Source organism: Antarcticirhabdus aurantiaca, from assembly GCF_009765365.1.
In the GTDB taxonomy this organism is placed as follows: domain Bacteria; phylum Pseudomonadota; class Alphaproteobacteria; order Rhizobiales; family Rhizobiaceae; genus Antarcticirhabdus; species Antarcticirhabdus aurantiaca.
The window spans coordinates 145,529-165,679 of sequence record NZ_VTOM01000014.1; the positions used below are offsets into that span (position 1 = coordinate 145,529).

Below are 20,151 nucleotides of genomic sequence, written 5' to 3' on the forward strand. Positions count from 1 at the left end.
TCACGGCGCGCGGATGGACAATCGCCGCGCGAGGCGCCATCAGCGCGTCGCGAGGACAAGGAGGGGTGGATCATGACCGACACAATGCCAGCGATCGAGGACGACGAGGCCGCCGCGCCGCGCATCCTGGCCGAGGTCAATCCCTGCCTCGCCTACGCCTCGTTCCAGAACGCCGTTCCGGTGCTGAAGGACCTGCGCCTCGCCAATCCGGGCGAGGCGACCATCTCGGGCGCGCGGCTCGAGCTGACCGCCGCGCCGCCGTTCATCCGCGCCAGGAGCTGGGCGATCGACCGCCTGGACCCCGGCGCCGAGATCGCGCTGTCGGACCGCCGCGTCGAGCTCGACGCCGCCTACCTCGCCGGCCTCAACGAGGCCGAGCGCGGCACCGCGACCTTCCGCCTCGTTTCGGGCGAGACGCTGCTCGCCGAGGCGCAGGTACCGGTTAGGCTCCTCGCCCGCGACGAGTGGGGCGGGGCGGGCGACATGGCGCAGCTCCTGCCGGCCTTCGTCATGCCGAACGATCCGGCAACGGCCAAGCTCCTGCGCGCCGCCGCCGAACGCCTCGCCGCCCACGGCCACAACGCGGCGCTGGATGGTTACCAGAGCAGCGATCCGCGCCGCGCCTACATGCTGGCCGCCGCCCTGTATTCGGCCGCCGCGGGCTTTGGGCTCCATTATGCCGAGCCGCCTGCGAGCTTCGAGGCGCGAGGGCAGAAGGTGCGGCGTCCCGCGACGATGCTCGCCGAAGGGCTCGCGACCTGCCTCGATACGGCTCTCCTGCTTGCCGCGGGGCTGGAGGGCGCGGGGCTCAACGCCGTCGTCGCTCTCGTCGAAGGGCACGCGGCGACCGGCGTCTGGCTGGTCAAGCGCACGCTCGGCCTCGCCGTCGAGCCCGATCCCGTCGAGATCCGGAAGGCGCTGGCGGCGCGAGAGCTGGTGCTGTTCGAGACGACCGGCGTGACGCGCCGCCCGCCTGTCCCCTTCGATCAGGCGTGCCGCGACGGCGCGGCCCTCGTCGCCGAGGATGCGCCCAAGCGCTTCGTCGCGGCGGTGGACGTCGCCCGGACGCGCAGCGGCGGCATCGCGCCGCTCGCCTCGCACGAGGTCGCGGCGCCGACGGACGAGATGGAGACGAGCGGCGACCTGCCGCTCCCAGCCATGCCGGACTTCGGCGGCATGCCCGGTGAGCCGGCGGAGGAGAAGCCGACGACGCCGGCCGGCCGCATCGATCGCTGGCAGCGCAAGCTTCTCGACCTGTCGCTGCGCAACCGCCTCCTCAACTTCGGCACCCGCGGCGGCGCCGTGCCCTTCCTGTGCCCGGACGCCGCGGGAATGGAGGATCGGCTGGCGGCCGGCCACGCGCTGCGCATCGTCTCGATCCCCGAGCAGAACCCGCTCGGCGAGCGTGATCCCGCGCTCTATCGCGAGGCGCGCGGCGAGGACATCCAGCGCCGCTTCGCCGAGGACGCGCTCCTGCGCGACGAGCTGGCCTCGACCCTAAACAAGGACGATCTCGACGCGCGGCTGACCGCGCTCTACCGGCAGGCGCGCAGCGACCTCGCGGAAGGAGGCACCAACACGCTCTTCGTCGCGGTCGGCTTCCTGCGCTGGCGCAAGAAGCCGGGCGACGAGCGCGTCTACCGCGCGCCGCTCCTGCTGCTGCCGGCCAAGCTGGAGCGCCGCAGCGCTTCCTCGCCGTTCCGCCTGCTGCACCACGAGGACGAGGTCCGCTTCAACGCGACGCTGCTCCAGTTCCTGGAGCGCGACTTCGACCTCAAGGTGCCGGCGCTGGCGGGCGAGCTGCCGAGCGACGAGAAGGGCATCGACGTCGCGCGGGTTCTCGACGCGATGCGCCGGGCGGTACGCGACACGCCGGGCTTCGAGGTGGTGGACGAGGCGGCGCTCGGCACCTTCTCCTTCGCCAAGTACCTGATGTGGAAGGACCTGACGGAGCGCACCGACGCCCTGCGGCAGAACCGCGTGGTGCGCCACCTCATCGACAATCCGGACGTGCCCTTCGCCGATGCCGTGCCCTTCCGCGCCGAGCGCGAGATCGACCGCGCCTACGCGCCGGCCGACATTGTGACGCCGCTGCCGGCGGACTCCTCGCAGATCGTCGCGACGATGGCCGCCGCCGAGGGCAAGGACTTCGTGATCATCGGCCCGCCCGGCACGGGCAAGAGCCAGACCATCGCCAACATGATCGCGCAGTGCCTGGCGAGCCGGCGCACGGTGCTCTTCGTCGCCGAGAAGACCGCCGCGCTCGACGTCGTCTACCGCCGCCTGCGCGAGCACGGGCTCGGCAGCCGCTGCCTGGAGCTGCACTCTTCCAAGGCCGACCGCCGCCACGTGCTCGCCCAGCTCCGCAGCGCCTGGGAGCACGGCGGCGCGGCGGAGCCGGGCGACTGGGTCGAGCTGAACGGCCGGTTGAAGGTGAAGCGCGACGAGCTGAACGGCTACGCCGAGGCGCTGCACGCGGAAGGACCGAGCGGCATGACGCCCTATCGCGCGCTCGGCCTCGCGCTGCGCGGCGAGAACCGCCATGCCCCGGCGCTCGCCTGGCCCTCAAAGGATGCGCACGACAGGGCCGCCTTCGCCGAGCTGGAGGACCTCGCGCAGGCGCTCGGCCGCACTTTCGCCGCCGTGGGATCGACGCCCGCGCTCCGGCTGGTGGACGTGTCCGAATGGAGTTCGGCCTGGCAGGACAGGCTCCTCGCCGCCGCCGCGAACGCGCGCGACGCGGCCGAGGCGGTGGAGGGAACGTCGGCGCGCTTGATACGCGTTCTCGGGCTCCATCCCGGCGAAACGACCCGGGACGACGCGATACGGCTGGCCGAGTTCGCGGAAGCGCTCGACGGGCTAGACGACGAGGGCGCGCGCCTCGCCGTCCGCGCCGATTTCGCGCGGCTGCGCGAGGCGGGAGGCGAGCTCGGGCGGCTGGTTGCGGACTTTGCCGCCGAGGAAGCCCGGCTTTCGGCGCGCTATGACCGGGCGGAGCTGCGGCGCGTCCCGGTGGAGGACATCGACCGGCGCTGGCGAGAGGCGAGCGCGAGCTTCTGGCCGCTCTCCTGGTTCAAGCGGCGGAGCGTCGCCAAGCTTCTCGGCACCTATGCGCGGGAGGGGGCGCCCGATCCGTCCACGGATCTGCCCTTGATCCGCGGCCTCCAGGCCAAGGCCGCCGCCATCGAGGCGAGCCCGCTCGCGGCGGCGGGGCCGCTCGTCGCCGGGCTCGACACGGACACTGCGCGCTTGTCGCTGCAGCTGGAACGGGCGGCGCACCTGCGCGAGACCGCCGCGCGCCTCGCCGGCACGCCCGAGCGGTTCGCGTCGCTGCTCGCGGTGATCGCCCCCGCGCTCGATCAGCCGGAGCGCGGCGCGCTCGGCCAGGCCGCGCGCGAGCACCGCGAGGCTCATCGGCGCTTCGCCGAGGCCGAGCGGCAATTCACGGATGCGAGCGGCGGACTTGGCCTCACGCAGGCTGGCGAGACGTTCGCTGACATCCGCGCTCGTCTCGCCGATCTCGCCGCCGGCCGGACGCAGCTGCGCGACTGGACCTCCTGGTGCGCGATCCGCCGGCGGGCTGAGGTGCAGGGCCTGCAGGCGCTCGTCGCCGACCTCGAAGCCGGCGCGGTGGCGCCGAACGAGACCGTCTCCGCCTTCCGGCTCGGCTATGCCCGCTGGTGGCTGCCGCTCGCGATCGACGCGGACAAGCGCCTGCGTGACTTCCGCCGCTTCCAGCACGAGCACGCCATCGACGACTTCCGCGCGCTCGACGACCTCGTGCGAAAAGCGGCCTCGGCCCGCGTCCACGCTGCGATCGCCCACGACCTGCCGGCGCCGGACGCGGTGGTGCGCAAGTCCGAGCTCGGACTCCTGCGCCACCAGATGGAGCTGAAGCGGCCGAGCCGGTCGATCCGCGAGATGATCGGCGCGATGCCCGAGAGCTTCGCCAAGCTTGCCCCCTGCGTGCTGATGTCGCCGCTCTCGATCGCGCAGTACCTGCCGCCGGACCAGGCGCTGTTCGACGTCGTGATCTTCGACGAGGCCTCGCAGATCACCACCTGGGATGCCGTCGGCGCCGTCGCGCGCGGCCGCCAGACCGTGATCGTCGGCGATCCGAAGCAGCTGCCGCCGACGAACTTCTTCGGCCGCAACGAGGCGGAGGAGGAGGGCGAGGCGCCCGACCACGAGCGCGACCTCGAAAGCATCCTCGACGAGGCCCGCGCGTCCGGCCTGCCGGTCCACGGGCTTCGCTGGCACTACCGCTCGCGGCACGAGTCGCTGATCGCCTTCTCGAACCACCACTACTACGACAACCGCCTGATCACCTTTCCCTCGCCGGTGACGGAGGATCGCGCGGTGTCGCTGCGCCACGTGCCGGAGGCGGTCTACGACCGCGGCAAGAGCCGCACGAACAAGGCCGAGGCGCGGGCGATCGCGAGCGACATCGCCGCGCGTCTGCGCACATGGCTCGACCTGCCGGAGGCCGAGCGGCCGACGCTCGGCGTCATCACCTTCAACAGCCAGCAGCAGGCGCTGATCCAGGATCTTCTCGACGACGAGCGGCGCGAGGACCCGCGGCTCGAATGGTTCTTCGACGACGAGCGGCTGGAGCCGGTCTTCGTGAAGAACCTCGAAAACGTCCAGGGCGACGAGCGCGACGTGATCCTGTTCTCGATCACCTTCGGCAAGGACGCCGCCGGCAAGCTCGCCATGGATTTCGGCGCGCTGAACCGCGACGGCGGCGAGCGCCGGCTCAACGTCGCGGTGACCCGCGCCCGGCGCGAGCTCATGCTGTTCTCCTCGATCAAGGCCGAGGCGATCGACCTGTCGCGCAGCAAGGCGGCCGGCGTGCGCGACCTCAAGACCTTCCTGGACTATGCCGATCGCGGCGCCGTGGCGCTGCCGGCCGCGGATGCCGGCTCGCTCGGCGGCGCCGAGTCGCCCTTCGAGGAGGCGGTGGCCGAAGCGCTCAAGGCGCGAGGCTGGCGGATCGTGCCGCAGGTCGGCGTGTCCGGCTTCCGCGTCGACATGGGCGTGCGCCATCCCGACCATGCCGGCGCCTTCGTGGCCGGCATCGAGTGCGACGGAGCGACCTATCACCGCTCGGCGACGGCGCGGGACCGCGACAAGGTGCGCGAACAGGTGCTGCGCGGCCTTGGCTGGACCATTCTGCGGGTCTGGTCGACGGACTGGTGGTTCGATCCGGCCGGCGCGACCGACCGGCTGCACGCCGCCTTGGACGCGCTCGTCGCGCAAAGCCGGGCAAAGGTGGCGGCGCAGGCTCCGCCCGCCGCCGAGGAGGAGCAGTCGGCCGGCTAGGAGGCGGCTCGAAGCGCGGCCTTCATGCGGCGCACTTCGTCGGCGCTGGTGCGTCGCGGCGGCGCCGTGGCGAAGCCGAAGGCGGCGGCGCGCGGGTTCAGGACGCCGGCGGCGCGCGAGCAGGTGCCGTGCACCTCGGCGAGCGGCACTGCGGCGAGGAGCGCTGCGACGGTGTCGGGACCGAGGCCGGATCCGGCCATGATGCCGATGCGCCCGGCCGCGGCATCCTGTGCCCGGCGCAGATCGGCGACGCCGTCGATGGCGCGGGGCGCCCGGCCGGAGGTGAGGATTCGCTCGAAGCCGAGCGCGACCGCCGTCTCGATCGCCGCGTCGATGTCCGGGACGAGGTCGAAGGCGCGGTGGAGCGTCGTGCCGAGGCCGCGGCTCGCCCCCGCCAGCTCGCCCAGCGCATCCGCGTCGAGGCTGCCGTCGGACAGCGAGGCGCCGAGAACGACGCCGGCAAGGCCCGCCGCGCGGACCGCGGCGATGTCGGCGAGCATGGCCGCACGCTCGGCCGCCGAGAACACGAAGTCGCCGCCGCGCGGGCGGATCATCGCGTAGACGGGGACGGGCGCCCGGGCCGCGAGGGCGAGGAGACCGGGCGGCGGCGTCAGGCCGCCGAGCTCCAGCGTCGAGCAGAGCTCGATGCGGTCGGCCCCGCCTTCGATCGCGGCGGAGAGGCTCTCGGGATCGCCGACGCAGACCTCAAGCAGCGGCGGCATGGGCGCCCTCGCGTGAGCCCATGATCGCCGCGCCGATCAGGCCCGGCTCGACGCGGCACTGCGCGGGCACGACGAGCGGCGCGCCCGTCCGGCGCAGGATGCGGGCGCGCACCGCGGCGTCGAGGCGTTCGAGCAGCGGTCGCACGTTGGACAGGCCCCCGCCGACCGGAATGATGTCCGCGCCGATCACGTTGACGACGAGCGCCAGCGGGTCGGCGACGAGGTCGGTGAAGACGTCGATCGTGCGCGCGGCGGCCGCGTCGCCGGCGAGCCAGGCGTCGGTGATCTCGCGGCTGGTGCGCCCGACGCCGTGGAGGTGGGCGTGCAGGCGCTCCAGGCCGCGGGCGCCGCCGACCGCGTCGACGCAGCCCACCTGGCCGCAGCCGCAGGGAAAGCGCGGCACCTCGACGGGCGGCGTGCCGGCGCGCGTCGCCGTGATCGGGCCGTGGCCCCATTCGCCGGCAAAGCCCCCGGCGCCCTGGACGAGCCGCCCGTCGATCACGAGCCCGCCGCCGACGCCGGTTCCGAGGATCGCGCCGAAGACGATGCGGTGGCCGGCCCCCGCGCCCTCGACGGCTTCGGCGAGCGCGAAGCAGTCCGCGTCGTTGGCGACGGTGACGGGACGGCCGAGCCGCTGCGTCAGGTCGGGGCCGAGGGTGCGGCCGTCGATGCAGGGAATGTTGGCGACCTTGATCGTGCCGCTTGCGGGATCGACGACGCCGGTGATGGAGAGGGCGGCGGGCGCGTGCGGCGGCAGTCCGGCTTCCGCGATCGCGGCGGCCAGCGCGTCGGCGAAGGCGTCGAAGTCGCGCAGCGGCGTCGGCCGGCTGCCGAGGATCTCGATGTCCGAGGGCGAGCGGGCGATCGCGGCCTTGATCGCCGAGCCGCCGATGTCGAAGCAGGCGATCATGCGGCGCGCAGCGCCAGGCCGTCGGCGCCGAAGCGGTGCAGGCGCCCGGGCAGCGGCGACAGGCGCACCGCGTCGTCGACCGCGATCGGCGTTTCCTCGGGGATGCGCACCGTCACCTCCTGCCCGTCCTCCAGGACGACGTAGAGATAGGTGTCGGAGCCCAGGTGCTCGGCATGGCGCACCGTGCCGGCCCAGGCGCCGGCTGGGTCCACCTTCAGGTGCTCCGGCCGCACGCCGAGCGTCGCCGCGCCCGCCTCTTCGGCGAAGCGCTTCGTGAGGAAGTTCATCTTCGGTGAGCCGATGAAGCCGGCGACGAAGAGGTTGTCGGGCCTGTTGTAGAGGTCGATCGGCCGGCCGACCTGCTGCACCGTGCCGCCGTTGAGGACCACGATGCGGTCGGCGAGGGTCATCGCCTCGATCTGGTCGTGGGTCACGTAGATCATCGTCGCGCCGAGCGTCCGGTGGAGCTTGGCGATCTCCAGGCGCGTTGCGACGCGCAAGGCCGCGTCGAGGTTCGACAGCGGCTCGTCGAAGAGGAACAGCGTCGGCTCGCGCACGATGGCGCGCCCGATCGCCACGCGCTGGCGCTGGCCGCCCGACAGCTCCGCCGGGCGGCGCTTGAGGAGGGGCGAGAGCTGGAGGAGCCCCGCCGCCTTCTCGACGCGCGCCTCGCGCTCGGCCTTGGGCACGCCGTCCTCCTTCAGCGCCAGCGTCATATTGCCGGCGACGGTCAGGTGCGGATAGAGCGCATAGGACTGGAAGACCATCGCGATGCCTCGGCGTGCCGGCACCGTGGCATCGACGTTGCGCCCGCCGATCTCGACCGTGCCCGAGGTCTGCGTTTCCAGCCCCGCGATGATCCGCATCAGCGTGGACTTGCCGCAGCCGGAGGGGCCGACGAAGACGACGAACTCGCCCGTCTCCACCTCCAGGTCGACGCCCTTCAAGACCTCCACCTGGCCGAAGGTCTTCACGATGCGGGTCAGCTTCAGGGAGTGCACGGGGGCTTGGTCCTCGGCGGGGGAAGGGCGCTTCACAGGCGGACGGGCCGGCCTTCGCGCATCGAGCGGTCGGCGGCAAGCACCACGGCGAGCGAGCGGACCGCGTCGTCCATGTGGCGGGTGAGGTCCATGTCCTCGCGGATGGCCTTGAGCACGAAGCGCTGCTCGGCGTCGCAGAGCGCCTGATGGCCGGGCTCGCCGGCCATGGAGACCATCTCGTCGGCCTTGGCGAAGGTGCCGTCGGGGCCGCGCTCGGCGCGGTGGATGCGCAGGCGCGCGGTCTTGGTGTGGGTGTCGATGTCGGCGGACCTGGCGCCCTCGTCCATGACGATCGAGACCGCGCCGTTCGGGCTCATCACGTCCTTCACGAAGAAGGCGGTCTCCGAGATCATCGGCCCCCAGCCCGCCTCGTACCAGCCGAGCGAGCCGTCGGCGAAGAGCACCTGGAGGTGGCCGTAATTGACCTGTGTCTCGGCGATCTCGTCCGACAGCCGCAGGCCCATGCCGCGCACCTCGACGGGCGCCGCGTCGGTGATCTGGAGCATGACGTCGAGATAGTGGACGCCGCAGTCGACCACGGGCGAGGTCGTCTCCATCAGCCGCTTGTGGATCTCCCAGGCGGGGCCGGCGGACTGTTGGTTGAGGTTCATGCGGAAGACGTAAGGCCCGCCGAGGTCCCGCGCCCGGGCGATGAACTCGATCCACGAGGGATGGTGGCGCAGGATGTAGCCGATCACGAGCTTGCGGCCCGTGCGCCTTGCCGCGGCGACGACGCGCTCCGCGTCCTCGACGGTGCCGGCGAGCGGCTTCTCCACGAAGACGTGGGCGCCGGCTTCCATGGCGCGGATCGCGAGGTCGGCATGGCTGTCGGTGTAGGTGTTGATCGAGACGAGGTCGGGCTTCAGCGCCAAGCCCGCCTCGAAGCCGGCGAGCATGGGGTAGCCGGCGAGCTCGGCCGGCAGATCGACCGGCGAGCGGTTGGCGAGGCCGACGATCTCGAAGCCGGGATCGGCGTGATAGGCGAGGGCGTGGCTGCGGCCCATCTGGCCGAGGCCCATGACGAAGGTGCGAAGCGGGGGCATGGTCATTTCACGGCTCCGGCGGTGATTCCGCGGATGAGCTGGCGGGAGAAGAGGAGGTAGAGAACGAGGATCGGCAGGATCGCCAGCGACAGGGCCGACAGGACGGCCTCCCAGTTGGTGACGAACTGGCCGAGGAAGATCTGCGCGCCGAGCGTCACGGTCTTGGTGCTCTCGCCGGGCGCGAGGATCAGCGGGAACCAGAGGTCGTTCCAGATCGGGATCATGGTGAAGACCGCGACGGTCGCGAGCGCCGGGCGCACCAGCGGCAGGACGAGGACGAAGAAGATCCGGTACTCCGACAGTCCGTCGATGCGGCCGGCGTTCTTCAGGTCGTCGGAGACGTTGCGCATGAACTCCGACAGGATGAACACCGCGAGCGGCAGCCCCTGCGCCGTGTAGACGAGGACGAGCGCCGTCAGCGTGTTCACGAGGCCGGCCGACACCATCATCTGGAGGATCGCGACGGTGCCGAGGCGGATCGGCACCATGATGCCGAGCGCCAGGAACAGGCCGAGGAAGGTGTTGAGCTTGAAGCGGTATTCCGACAGGGCGAAGGCCGCCATCGCGCCGAACAAGAGCACGAAGAACAGCGAGCCAATCGTCACGACGAGGCTGTTCTGGAAGTAGAGCAGGAAGTCGCTCTGCGTGATCACCGTCCGGTAGCCGGCGAGGCTCGCGGTGGAGGGGAGCGGGGGCTCCAGCGGCGCGTTGAAGATCGCCCGGCGCGTCTTGAACGAGTTCATGACGACGACGAGCACCGGCAGCACCGAGATCAGCGCGTAGGCGATCAGCGCGAGGTGGACGAGGGCGAGGCGGAAGCGCTGGGTCGGGGCGCGCGTGCTCATGAGGGCCGCCTCACATCTGGTAGCGGCGCATGCGCCGCTGGATGACGAAGAGGTAGAAGCAGACGCCGAGAAGGATGATCACGAACATGGCCGTCGCCACCGCCGCGCCCATGTAGCGGTCGCCGGCCTGGAGCTGGAAGCCGAAGAAGATGCGGTAGAGATAGGTGCCGAGGATGTCGGTCGAGAAGTTCGGCCCGGCGAGCGCCCCCTGCATGGCGTAGATCAGGTCGAAGGCGTTGAAGTTGCCGACGAAGGTGAGAACGCCGACGAGGCCGATGGTGGGCAGGATCAATGGCAGCTTGATCTTGAAGAACTGCTTGAAGCCGGTGATGCCGTCGCACTCCGCCGCCTCGATCACCTCGTTCGGGATGGTGATGAGCGCGGCGTAGATCAGCATCATCGGAATGCCGACGAACTGCCAGATCGACACGAGCGAGACGGTGGTCAGTGCGTAGGCCTCCTGGCCGAGCCAGGGCGCGAAGAGCGACTTCAGGCCGACGGCGCCCAGAAGGTTCGGCGCCACGCCCCAGAGCGGCGAGAGCAGCAGCTTCCACAGGAAGCCGACGATGACGAAGGACAGGATGGTCGGCAGGAACAGCGCCGTGCGGTAGATCGCGACGCCGCGCAGGCGCGGCACGGAGAGAAGGGCGGCCAGCGCGATGCCGATCGGGTTCTGGATCAGCATGTGGAGGACGAAGAAGTAGACGTTGTTGCGCAGCGCGTTCCAGAACCCTTCCGAAAAGCGCGGATCGCCGAACAGCATGCGGAAATTGTCGAGCCCGACGAAGACGCGTTCCCCGTCGCGCACGTTCTCCAGCGCCAGCAGCAGCGTCTGCATCAGCGGCACGAGCATGATCACGGTGTAGACGAGGAGGGCCGGCGCCAGGAACACGGCGATGTGCCAGCGGGGGCGCGCCTTCGGTCTGTCCGTCATTGGGTTCCGTTCGGGGCTCGTAGCGCGGGACAGGAATGCGGGGAGGCGGCCGGGCGGCCGCCTCCCCGTCGAAGCGGAACGATCAGTTCGCGGCGGCCGGAGGCGTCGCCTCGCCGGGCTTGTACCAGGTGTCGAGGCCCTTCTGGAGCTTCTCGGCGGCGGCCTGCGGGGTCTCGGTGCCGTTGATCACGTTGGCCGAGGCCGTCCAGGTCTCGTTCTCGAGGTTCGGGGTCCCGCGCGACAGGATTTGGTAGGTCGAGCGGATGGTCGGCTGGCACTGCTCGCGCCAGGCGACGATCTCCTTGGCGAGCGCGTTCTCCAGCGTGACCGGCTTGTCGATCAGCGGGAAGAAGCCGGGTGCGGCGTTGGCGTAGATCTCGGCGAATTCCGGGCTCGCGACCCAGGACAGGAAGGTCTTGGCGGCTTCCTGGTTGGGCGAGGCGGCGTTGAGGCCGAGCGCGATGTCCGGATGGTCGGAGATGTAGCAGGTGTCGCCGGCGTTCTGCACCGGCGGCAGGAAGGCGCCGATCTCGAAGTCCGCCTGCGCCTCGAAGGTCGCGATCTCCCAGGAGCCGGCGGGGTAGATCGCGGCGCGGCCGAGGGTGAAGAGGTTCTGGCTGTCGGGATAGGTCTGCGCCTCGAAGCCGTCGCCCAGGTAGGGACCCCACTTGGCGAGGGTCTCGAAGGGCTTCTCCCAGTCGGCGTCGGTGAGCTTCTGCTTGCCCTCGATCAGGGCTTTCCGGCCGTCCTCGCCCTTCCAGTAGTTCGGGCCGATGTTCTGGTAGCCCATAGTCGCGGCTTCCCACTGGTCCTTCGTGCCCATGGCGAGCGGCACGTAGGTCCCGTTCTCTTTGATCTTGTCGAGGAGGGCGAAGAACTCGGCTTCCGTCTTTGGCGGCTGAACGCCCAGCTCGGCGAACGCGGCCTTGTTGTACATGAAGCCGTGGAGCACGGCGGCCATGGGCACGCAGAAGGTCTGGGCGCCGTCGTCGGTCGACCAGGCGGTCTTGGCGACGGCCGAGAAGTTCTCCATGCCGGGCAGGCCGGTCAGGTCCGCGAGCTGCTTCTTCTGGTAGAGCGCCAGCGAGGCGTCGAAGGGGCGACAGGCGACGAGATCGCCGGCCGAGCCCGCGTCGAGCTTGGCGGAGAGCGCCGAGTTGTACTCGGTCGGCGCGGTTGGCGAGAACGTGACCTTGATGTCGGGGTGCTTGGCCTCGAAGGCCGGGATGATCTTTTCCTGCCAGGTGGCGAGATCGTCGTTGCGCCAGCTCTCGATGGTGAGCGTGGTCTGGGCGAGGGCGGCGGTCGAAAGGGCGGCAAGCGCCGAAAGCGCCACCGTTGCCTTGAGGATGCTCGTCTTCATAGCCGTCTCCTGTTGCGCTCCGGGTGGCCCCGGCTTCGTTTTTATTCGGCGAGGCTCGCGAGAGCCCGGCGAAGGTTCCCGTCGGCTTCGGCAAGGCGCGCCCGCGCATCGGCCAGGTCGACGGCGCCCGCGGCGAGAAGCACGGCGGGCTTGACCTCGTTGGCGCTGGCCTCGAGGGCCCGTTCCGCCGCTTCCGGCGAGGCGTCCGCGGCCTCGGCGACCATGTGGGCGGCGCGCTCGCGCAGCTTCGCGTTGTCGACCCGCAGGCTCACCATGTGGCCGTCATGGACGTGCCCGCGGCGCACGGCGAGCGCGGTCGAGATCATGTTGAGAACGGCCTTCTGCGCCGTGCCCGCGCCCATGCGCGTCGAGCCGGCGACGATCTCCGGGCCGGTGTCGAGAAAGATCGGCGCGTCCGCGGCAAGGAGGATCGGCGCGCCGGGATTGTTGGCGATGGCGACCGTCGCGGCGCCCGCCTTGTGCGCGGCCTCGATGCCGGCGAGGACGTAAGGGGTGGAGCCGCTGGCGGAGATGGCGACGACGCAATCGTCGGGACCGATGTCGGCCGCCTCGACGTCCCGCCGCGCGGCGTCCGCATCGTCTTCCGGGCCGCCGCCGAAGTCGCGGACGATGTCGAGCCCGCCGGCGAGGATGGCGAGGAAGCGCTCCGGCGGTTCGGAATAGGTCTGCGGGATTTCCAGCGCGTCGGCGAGGGCGATCAGCGCGGGGCTTCCGGCCGCGAGGTAAGCGAGGCGCCCGCCGCGATCGAGCGCCGCGCCGGCCACCTCGACCGCCCGTGCGATCGCTGGCAGGGCCGCTTCCACCGTGCCGAGCGCCCGCACCTGGCCGCCGAGCAGGCGCGCCAGCACCTCCTCGGTCCCGCAGGCGTCGATCCCCGCGGAAGCGGGGTCGCGCTGCTCGGTGCGGCGAAGAACGGTCGCCAAGGCGGGTCTCCCGTGAAAGCCCGCGCGGCATCCTGGACGCACGCTGCCGGGCTGGATGGATCGGGGAGGGCGGGGCGGCCGATGCCGGATCGGCAGGACGTGGAACGCCGATCCGCCGCGAGCCGAGTCGCGGGCGAGTGCCTGTTCCATCTGCCGAATCGTCGATGCCGGCTTTGCCGACGCTTCCCTGTCTTTTGTTGGAAGGGATCGTACCAACCTAGAACCATTTGTCTAGGAGCGCCTGCGAAAATTTCCGACACTCTTCGCAGGTGCAAAAAATTCAAGCGGCACGAAGCCGAAAACCGCCGCGGCGCTGGGGGCTTAGCCCCAGCGGATCCACCGCATGCGGTCGCCGGGATCGAAATTGCAGGTAGCGAGCGGCCTGCGGCTGACGTATAGACCGAAGTGGTATTCTTTTGGTCATCGTGAGGCGGCGCATGTCCGATGTGCTTCTCGTGGGCGTGGATGGCGGCGGCACGGCCTGTCGCGTCCGGGTTCGCCGCCCCGACGGCGCCTTCATCGGCGAGGCGGAGGGCGGCACCGCCAACGTCTTCGCCGGGCTCGACCCCGCGCTCGCGATGATCGTCGCGACCACCGAGCGCGCGTTGGAGCGCAGCGGTCTCGGCACGGCCGATCTCGGACGATGCTTCGCCGGCCTCGGTCTTGCCGGCGCGAACATGCCGTCCGTCGCCGAGGCGCTGCACGCGCGGCGCCTGCCCTTCGCCGCCTTCGGCCTGGAAACCGACGCCGTCACCGCCTGTCGCGGCGCCTTTGCCGGAGGCGAGGGCGGCATCGCCATTCTCGGCACCGGCACGGCCTACTGCGTCCGCGCCCGCGGGCGTCTGACGCTTCTCGGCGGCTGGGGCATGCTGGTCTCCGACCAGGGCAGCGGCGCCGATCTCGGCCGCCGCGCGCTCGCCGCGGCCCTCCTGGCGCTCGACGGCGCCAAGCCCCGCACCCCCTTCTGCGATGCCGTTCTCGCGCGCTTCGACAACTCGGCCGAGGCGACCGTCGAGTTTGCCCGGACGGCGCTGCCCCGTGACTTCGGCCGCCTCGCCCCGCTCGTCTGGGACCACGCCGAAGCGGGCGACCCGGCGGCGGACCGGCTGATCGCGGATTCGCTTCTCGACATCGAGCCCATGCTCCGGCGCATGATCGAGCTTGGCGCCCCGGCCATCGCGCTTCTCGGCGGCCAGGCGCCGCGCTATCGCCCGCGCCTGCCGCCCGATCTCGCCGCCCGCCTCGCGGAGCCCGCGGGCGACGCGATGGAGGGCGGCATCGATCTCGCGCGCTCGGTCTGGCGGGCGAAAGGGGGTGCGGCGTGAGCGCGCTGTTCCGCACCGGCGCGCTGCCGCAGGGCGAGGGTCCGCTTTATCTCCGCCTCCAGGCGCTGATCCGCGGCGCGGTGGAGGCTGGCGAGCTGAAGCCGGCCGACGCGCTGCCGTCCGAGCGCGATCTGGCGGAAGGCATGGGCATCTCGCGCGTCACCGTGCGCAAGGCGCTGACGGGCCTCGTCGAGGAGGGCGTCGTCGAGCAGCGGCAGGGCTCCGGCACCTTCGTGTCGGGCGGGCGGCGCAAGCTCCAGCAGGGCCTGTCGCATCTCACCTCCTTCAGCGAAGACATGGCGACGCGCGGTCGCCGCACCACCTCGGACTGGTTGCTGAGAAGTCTCGAACGCGTCACGCCCGCCGAGGCGATGCAGCTCGCGCTCTCGCCGGGCGACCTCGTCTGCCGCATCCATCGCCTGCGTCGCGCCGACGGCGTGCCGCTCGCCATCGAGCGCGCCTGCGTGCCCGCGACGATCCTGCCCGATCCCGGCTTGGTCGGCGCCTCGCTTTACGCCGCGATGGCCGCCGCCGGGCGCCACCCGGTGCGCGCGCTCCAGCGCATCAGCGCGGCCAACCTGTCCGCCGACGAGGCCGCGCTTCTCGGCGTTTCGCCGGGCACCGCGGCGCTTGCCATCATGCGCGTGTCCTTCGACGAGGAAGGGCGACCGGTGGAACTCACGCAATCCCATTATCGCGGCGACGCCTACGACTTCGTCGCCGAACTCAGCCTGTCGGATCAGGGACGTTCATGACCGAACACAGCCTCATGCGCCGGGAGATCGACGAGATCCCCGCCGCCGTCCACCGCTTCCTCGACGGATCCGCCGAGGCGGTCGAGGCGGTCGGCCGCCGTCTGGCCGAGCTCGCGCCGGCGGTGACCGTGACGGTCGCGCGCGGCTCGTCCGACCACGCGGCGACCTACTTCAAATATGCGAGCGAGATCGTCACCGGGCGCCCCGTCGCCTCGCTCGGTCCCTCCGTCGTGTCCGTCTACGGCACCAAGCTGCGGCTCGCCGGCCAAGCCGCGCTCGCCATCTCGCAATCCGGAAAGAGCCCCGACATCGTTGCGCTCCTCGCCGCCGCGCGCGAGGGCGGGGCCGAGACCATCGCCATCGGCAACGTCGAAGGCTCGCCGCTTCTCCAGGCCGCGCATTGGCAGCTACCGCTGCGCGCCGGCCCCGAGCGCAGCGTCGCCGCGACGAAGAGCTTCGTCACATCCGTCGTCGCGGCGCTCGCCGTGCTCGCGGCCTGGAGCGGCGATGAAGGCCTCAAGGCGGCGCTCGCCGCCCTGCCGGACCGCCTCGCCGGGGCGCTCGGCCTCGACTGGTCGCCGGCGCTGGGCACCGCCGCCCGCGCGACCTCGCTCTACGCCCTGGGCCGCGGCCCGGGCTTCGCGGTCGCGAGCGAGGCGGCGCTGAAGCTGAAGGAAACCTCCGTCCTCCACGCCGAGGCCTATTCCGGGGCCGAGGTGCTGCACGGTCCCGTCTCGCTCGTCGAGGAGGGCTTCCCCGTTCTCGCCTTCGTGCCGGACGACGCGGCGCGGCCGGGTCTCGCGGAAATCTGCTCGCGCGTCTCCGCCTCGGGCGCCGCGCTCTTCACCGTCGGCGAGGCGGGCGTCGGCACGCGCCTGCCGCACGCGCCGACCGGCCATCCCTTGACCGAGCCGCTGTCGATGCTCGTATCCTTCTACCGCTTCGTGGAGGAGGTCGCCCGCATCCGCGGCCAGGATCCGGACGTGCCGCGCGGCCTCAAGAAGGTGACGGAGACGCTCTGATGGCCATCGCCCTTGTCGGCGCCGACATCTTCGACGGCGAGGCCCGGAGAGCCGGCCGCGCCCTTCTGATCGAAGGCGCGCGCGTCGAAGCCGTGCTGCCGGAAGACCAGGTCCCGCCGGGGATCGAGACGCGGCGCCTCGCGGGCGGCCTTCTCGCGCCCGGCTTCGTCGACATCCAGGTGAACGGCGGCGGCGGCGTCCTCTTCAACGAGGCGCCGAGCGTCGAGGGCATCCGCGCCATCTGCGCTGCCCATGCCCGCTTCGGCTCCACGGCGCTGCTGCCGACCGTGATTACCGATCGCCCCGAGGTGACCTTCGCCGCCATTGCTGCGGCGCAGGCCGCGATGGAACAAGGCGTGCCGGGCTGCGCCGGCATTCACGTCGAGGGCCCGTTCCTGTCGCTCGCCCGCAAGGGCGCGCACGATCCCGCGCTGATCCGGCGCATGGAGCCGGACGACCTCGCCGCGCTCTGCGCCACGACGGTGCGCCCGCTTCTCCTCACCGTCGCGCCGGAAAGCGTTTCGAATGAGCAGATCGCCGCCCTCGCCGCCGCCGGCATTCGCGTCTCGCTCGGTCATACCGACACGAGCTACGACACGGCCACCGCCGCCTTCGCGGCTGGCGCTTCGTGCGTTACGCACCTCTTCAACGCCATGAGCCAGCTCGGCAACCGCGAGCCCGGCCTCGTCGGCGCGGCGCTCGACAGCCTCGACGTCTGGTGCGGCTTCATCCCGGACGGCCAGCACGTGCACCCGGCCGCTCTCGGTACCGCGCTGCGGGCGAAGCGCGATCCCTGCAAGCTCGTCGCCATCACCGACGCCATGCCGACTGTGGGCTCGAACGAGGACGTCTTCCAGCTCAACGGGCGCACCGCCCGCCGCGAGAACGGCCGCCTGACGCTCGCCGACGACACACTTGCCGGCTCCGACCTCTCGATGATCGGGGCGCTGCGCTACCTCGTAGGACCGCTCGGCATGCCCCTGGACGATGCCCTGCGCATGTGCGCGCTCCACGCGGCCGAGTTCCTCGGCCTTTTCCAAACGCACGGACGCCTCGCGGCCGGCACCCGCGCCGACATGGTCTGGATCGACGAGAGCCTCGACCTCAAGGGCGTCTGGATCGGCGGCGAGCCCGTCGCCCTGTCCTGAGCGGTTCGCCGTCAGCCGGACCGGTCCGCCGCCATCCGCGCTTGCGCCGCCGGCACGATCGTTTCGGCGACGAGACGGTGGAGATCCTGCACGTAGCCGGAGCGGCCCGAGGGCTGGTTCTCGTCCGAGGTGATCGCGACGGTGAGTTCGAGGTCCGGAAAGACGTAGATCATCTGCCCGCCATAGCCCCAGCCATATTGCCCCTGGTGACCGGCGAAGCTGTCGATGAACCAGCCGTAGCCGTAGCGGCCGTCGTGGAAGCGCGAGGTCGTGCGCGGCTCCCAGGATCGGTCGATCCACGCCTTCGACACGACGCGCTCGCCATCCGGTCCGAGCCCGTCGCGCCGGTAGATCTCGCCGAAGGCGAGGAGCGAGCGCGGCGTCATCGCCATCTGGTTTCCGCCGAGATAGACGCCCTGCGGATCGCGCTCCCAGTCGGCGACCCGCACGCCCGCCGGCTCCAGCCATTCGCGCGCGAGCGCCAAGGTCGAGCGCCCGCTCGCCTTCGTGAGGATCGCAGAGAGGAGGTGCGTCGAGCCGGTGGAGTAGAGCATCCGCCCGCCCGGCGGCTCCACGAAGGGGCGGTCGAGCGCCGAGCGCACCCAGTTGCGGCTGGCGATCCAGCCGCCGTAATTGCCGCCGGAGGTCCGCTCCAGCCCCGCCTGCATCGAAAGAAGGTTGCCGACCGTGATCTCGTTCAGCCGCGGATCGGGGTTCGCGGGGAAGTCGGCGCGCAGGAAGTCGGCGATCGGCTGGTCCGGCCCTTCGATCAGCCCCTTGTCGATGGCGATGCCGATCAGCGCCGAGACGATCGACTTCGAGGCCGATTTGATGTTGGTCGCCCGGTCCGTCCGGTTGCCGCGGAAGCCTTCGTCGACGATCCGCTCGCCGTCCTGCGCGATCAGCAGCGTTTCGAGCGCTGCGAGCCCCGACGCGCGCTCAACGGCCGCCGAGAAGTCCGGCCGAGCGGGCGCGGGATCGGGCGCGCGGGCATCCGGCGGCACCGCGAGGCCGGCCTCCGGCGCCTGCGCCGCGGCGGGGAGGGGCGCCAGAAGCAGGAGGGCGAGCCCGGCTGTGGCAAGGCGGCTCAAACGGGAGTTGCTGACGAGCAGGTTCATGCGTCGCAGATTGCCCCGCGACTGGAAAAAAGCGAGGGCACCAACGCAAAGGTGATGCCGAGCGGCCTCCGCCTCTCGGCATCACCGTTCGGTTCCCATCCCAGCGTGGATGCTGCGTCGCGAGCACGCGCCCCTCTCTTCCCTCGCCGCCCGCGCTAGATGCGTTTGCCGACGACCGGCGCAGACCAAAGGCCGCCGCAACGCTTCGCACAAGGGACGGAATGCCATGCAGATCGGGATCATTGGCCTCGGGCGCATGGGCGCCAACATCGCGCGGCGCCTTCAGCGCGGCGGCCACGATTGCGTCGTCTACGATCGGGCGGCCGAGGCCGTGACGGCGCTCGCGGGCGAAGGCATGACGGGGGCGACCTCGCTGGAGGGCCTGGCGGAAGCGCTCGCGGCGCCCCGCATCTTCTGGGTGATGCTGCCGGCGGGCGACCCGACGGAAGCGACCATCGCGCAGCTGTCCGATATCGCGAAGGCCGGCGACATCGTGATCGACGGCGGCAACACCTTCTACAAGGACGACATCCGCCGCGCCAAGGCGCTCGCGCCCAAGGGACTGCATTACGTGGACGTCGGAACCTCCGGCGGCGTCTGGGGCCTGGAGCGCGGCTACTGCATGATGATCGGCGGCGAGGTGGAGACCGTGCGCTACCTCGACCCGATCTTCGACTGCCTCGCGCCCGGCCTCGGCACCATCGAGCGCACCCGCGGCCGCCACGCCGCCGATGACCGGGCCGAGCGCGGCTACATCCATGCGGGGCCGGCCGGCGCCGGCCACTTCGTGAAGATGGTCCACAACGGCATCGAGTACGGCCTGATGCAGGCCTATGCGGAAGGCTTCGACATCCTCAAGACGAAGAACTCGACCATGCTGCCGGAGGACGAGCGCTACGACCTCGACCTGCGCGACGTCGCCGAGGTCTGGCGCCGCGGCAGCGTGATCTCGTCCTGGCTGCTCGACCTCACGGCCGAAGCCCTGGTGGAGGACCCCTCGCTGGAGCACTTCTCCGGGCACGTCGCGGATTCGGGGGAGGGACGCTGGACGATCCACGCGGCGATGGAGCAGGCGGTTCCCGTCAGCGTGCTCTCGGCCGCGCTCTACGCGCGCTATCGCTCGCGCCGCGACCACACCTATGCCGACCGCCTCCTCTCCGCCATGCGTTTCGGCTTCGGCGGCCACGTCGAGATCCCGCAATAGCGCGGGGTCAAGGATCCGCGGGGAGAGGGACGACGTCTCTGGCACGTCGAGCCTTGCCGGCTCCAGTCAACGAGATCTGCTTTGCTTCAACGGCGTCCGCGCCTTCGTCAGCGGACCTCCGCGATCAGCGGACCTCCAGACGCAGCAAAGCCCCGCGAGCGTGTGGCTCTGCGGGGCTTTGGTGATGATCTCGTGCTGATGCGATGCGGGCCGATGGGTCGGCGTGTTCGGGTTCTGCCGGCGTGTTCTGGATCTGGGATGGTGGTGAAGACGGCCTGCCGGAGCGTGGTTCGCAGCTGCGGAGCTGCGGAGCTACGGCTACGGAGGTGTGTTGCGTTTGGCGGACCTGGCGGCGACCGACTTTCCCGCGTCTTGAGACGAAGTATCATGGGCGCTGGGGCGTTTCACGGCCGAGTTCGGAATGGGATCGGGTGCGGCCGCCCCGCCAGAACCACC

General features: G+C 71.2%; 15 protein-coding genes and 1 rRNA gene. 6 read left to right on the plus strand and 10 right to left on the minus strand.

Annotated elements, in window-relative coordinates; all coding sequences use genetic code 11:
* Positions 1 to 72 precede the first annotated feature (72 nt).
* Positions 73 to 5,322, plus strand: a complete 5,250-nt coding sequence (gene proA, locus FZN60_RS17345) for an anti-phage protein ProA (RefSeq protein WP_158874750.1) — start codon at positions 73 to 75, stop codon at positions 5,320 to 5,322.
* On the opposite strand, the gene FZN60_RS17350 is transcribed toward proA, so the two are convergent.
* The 8 genes from FZN60_RS17350 to FZN60_RS17385 all read right to left on the minus strand — a co-directional run bounded on the left by FZN60_RS17350 (position 5,319) and on the right by FZN60_RS17385 (position 13,123).
* A complete protein-coding gene (locus tag FZN60_RS17350; RefSeq protein ID WP_158874751.1) occupies positions 5,319 to 6,044 on the minus strand; it encodes a copper homeostasis protein CutC in 726 nt (241 codons plus the stop codon). The genes proA and FZN60_RS17350 overlap by 4 nt on opposite strands.
* Positions 6,028 to 6,954 carry an ROK family protein gene (locus tag FZN60_RS17355; RefSeq protein ID WP_158874752.1) on the minus strand — a complete coding sequence of 309 codons (927 nt, stop codon included), beginning with the start codon at positions 6,952 to 6,954 and terminating at the stop codon, positions 6,028 to 6,030. Before FZN60_RS17355 ends, FZN60_RS17350 begins: the two co-directional genes overlap by 17 nt.
* Entirely contained in the window at positions 6,951 to 7,955 is a 1,005-nt protein-coding gene (locus tag FZN60_RS17360) for an ABC transporter ATP-binding protein (protein ID WP_158874753.1), read from the minus strand. Before FZN60_RS17360 ends, FZN60_RS17355 begins: the two co-directional genes overlap by 4 nt.
* A gap of 32 nt (positions 7,956 to 7,987) precedes the next feature.
* On the minus strand, positions 7,988 to 9,043 hold the full coding sequence (locus tag FZN60_RS17365; RefSeq protein WP_158874754.1) for a Gfo/Idh/MocA family protein: 1,056 nt from the start codon (positions 9,041 to 9,043) through the stop codon (positions 7,988 to 7,990).
* Positions 9,040 to 9,882 carry a carbohydrate ABC transporter permease gene (locus tag FZN60_RS17370; protein WP_158874755.1) on the minus strand — a complete coding sequence of 281 codons (843 nt, stop codon included), beginning with the start codon at positions 9,880 to 9,882 and terminating at the stop codon, positions 9,040 to 9,042. Before FZN60_RS17370 ends, FZN60_RS17365 begins: the two co-directional genes overlap by 4 nt.
* A 10-nt stretch (positions 9,883 to 9,892) precedes the next feature.
* The gene (locus FZN60_RS17375) at positions 9,893 to 10,816 is read right to left on the minus strand and encodes a carbohydrate ABC transporter permease (RefSeq protein WP_158874756.1); all 924 of its coding nucleotides are present in this window, start codon (positions 10,814 to 10,816) and stop codon (positions 9,893 to 9,895) included.
* 82 nt (positions 10,817 to 10,898) lie between these two features.
* On the minus strand, positions 10,899 to 12,179 hold the full coding sequence (locus FZN60_RS17380) for an ABC transporter substrate-binding protein (RefSeq protein ID WP_158874757.1): 1,281 nt from the start codon (positions 12,177 to 12,179) through the stop codon (positions 10,899 to 10,901).
* A 41-nt stretch (positions 12,180 to 12,220) separates the two neighbouring features.
* Complete coding sequence (locus FZN60_RS17385) at positions 12,221 to 13,123, minus strand: N-acetylmuramic acid 6-phosphate etherase (RefSeq protein WP_246726897.1); 903 nt, start codon at positions 13,121 to 13,123, stop codon at positions 12,221 to 12,223.
* Positions 13,124 to 13,560: 437 nt separating this feature from the next.
* Here FZN60_RS17385 and FZN60_RS17390 point away from each other — a divergent pair, with 437 nt between their 5' ends.
* Genes FZN60_RS17390 through nagA form a run of 4 tightly spaced genes read left to right on the plus strand, consistent with a single transcriptional unit; the run spans position 13,561 to position 17,373 of the window.
* Positions 13,561 to 14,448 carry a glucosamine kinase nucleotide-binding domain-containing protein gene (locus FZN60_RS17390; RefSeq protein WP_158874759.1) on the plus strand — a complete coding sequence of 296 codons (888 nt, stop codon included), beginning with the start codon at positions 13,561 to 13,563 and terminating at the stop codon, positions 14,446 to 14,448.
* Positions 14,445 to 15,203 carry a GntR family transcriptional regulator gene (locus tag FZN60_RS17395; protein ID WP_158874760.1) on the plus strand — a complete coding sequence of 253 codons (759 nt, stop codon included), beginning with the start codon at positions 14,445 to 14,447 and terminating at the stop codon, positions 15,201 to 15,203. Before FZN60_RS17390 ends, FZN60_RS17395 begins: the two co-directional genes overlap by 4 nt.
* The gene (locus tag FZN60_RS17400; RefSeq protein WP_158874761.1) at positions 15,200 to 16,225 is read left to right on the plus strand and encodes an SIS domain-containing protein; all 1,026 of its coding nucleotides are present in this window, start codon (positions 15,200 to 15,202) and stop codon (positions 16,223 to 16,225) included. The genes FZN60_RS17395 and FZN60_RS17400 overlap by 4 nt, the downstream gene beginning before the upstream one ends.
* On the plus strand, positions 16,225 to 17,373 hold the full coding sequence (gene nagA / locus FZN60_RS17405) for an N-acetylglucosamine-6-phosphate deacetylase (RefSeq protein ID WP_158874762.1): 1,149 nt from the start codon (positions 16,225 to 16,227) through the stop codon (positions 17,371 to 17,373). Before FZN60_RS17400 ends, nagA begins: the two co-directional genes overlap by 1 nt.
* 11 nt (positions 17,374 to 17,384) lie before the next feature.
* Here nagA and FZN60_RS17410 read toward each other — a convergent pair whose 3' ends face one another.
* Positions 17,385 to 18,491 (minus strand): serine hydrolase domain-containing protein, encoded by a 1,107-nt coding sequence (locus FZN60_RS17410; protein WP_158874763.1) that lies wholly within the window; start codon positions 18,489 to 18,491, stop codon positions 17,385 to 17,387.
* Positions 18,492 to 18,600: 109 nt separating this feature from the next.
* Here FZN60_RS17410 and gnd point away from each other — a divergent pair, with 109 nt between their 5' ends.
* On the plus strand, positions 18,601 to 19,695 hold the full coding sequence (gnd, locus tag FZN60_RS17415; RefSeq protein WP_158874764.1) for a phosphogluconate dehydrogenase (NAD(+)-dependent, decarboxylating): 1,095 nt from the start codon (positions 18,601 to 18,603) through the stop codon (positions 19,693 to 19,695).
* Between the two features lie 344 nt (positions 19,696 to 20,039).
* Here the strand turns inward: gnd and rrf are convergent.
* A 5S ribosomal RNA gene (gene rrf / locus FZN60_RS17420) occupies positions 20,040 to 20,151 on the minus strand; the annotation flags it as partial.

Excerpts from the sequence above, each read along its gene's own strand:
- FZN60_RS17375 (WP_158874756.1), bottom strand. The coding sequence starts at position 10,816 with ATGACGGACAGACCGAAGGCGCGCCCCCGCTGGCACATCGCCGTGTTC.
- FZN60_RS17390 (WP_158874759.1), top strand. The coding sequence starts at position 13,561 with ATGTCCGATGTGCTTCTCGTGGGCGTGGATGGCGGCGGCACGGCCTGT.
- proA (WP_158874750.1), top strand. The coding sequence starts at position 73 with ATGACCGACACAATGCCAGCGATCGAGGACGACGAGGCCGCCGCGCCG.
- FZN60_RS17365 (WP_158874754.1), bottom strand. The coding sequence starts at position 9,043 with ATGACCATGCCCCCGCTTCGCACCTTCGTCATGGGCCTCGGCCAGATG.
- FZN60_RS17350 (WP_158874751.1), bottom strand. The coding sequence starts at position 6,044 with ATGCCGCCGCTGCTTGAGGTCTGCGTCGGCGATCCCGAGAGCCTCTCC.
- FZN60_RS17370 (WP_158874755.1), bottom strand. The coding sequence starts at position 9,882 with ATGAGCACGCGCGCCCCGACCCAGCGCTTCCGCCTCGCCCTCGTCCAC.
- FZN60_RS17355 (WP_158874752.1), bottom strand. The coding sequence starts at position 6,954 with ATGATCGCCTGCTTCGACATCGGCGGCTCGGCGATCAAGGCCGCGATC.
- gnd (WP_158874764.1), top strand. The coding sequence starts at position 18,601 with ATGCTGCGTCGCGAGCACGCGCCCCTCTCTTCCCTCGCCGCCCGCGCT.
- nagA (WP_158874762.1), top strand. The coding sequence starts at position 16,225 with ATGGCCATCGCCCTTGTCGGCGCCGACATCTTCGACGGCGAGGCCCGG.
- FZN60_RS17380 (WP_158874757.1), bottom strand. The coding sequence starts at position 12,179 with ATGAAGACGAGCATCCTCAAGGCAACGGTGGCGCTTTCGGCGCTTGCC.
- FZN60_RS17400 (WP_158874761.1), top strand. The coding sequence starts at position 15,200 with ATGACCGAACACAGCCTCATGCGCCGGGAGATCGACGAGATCCCCGCC.
- FZN60_RS17410 (WP_158874763.1), bottom strand. The coding sequence starts at position 18,491 with ATGAACCTGCTCGTCAGCAACTCCCGTTTGAGCCGCCTTGCCACAGCC.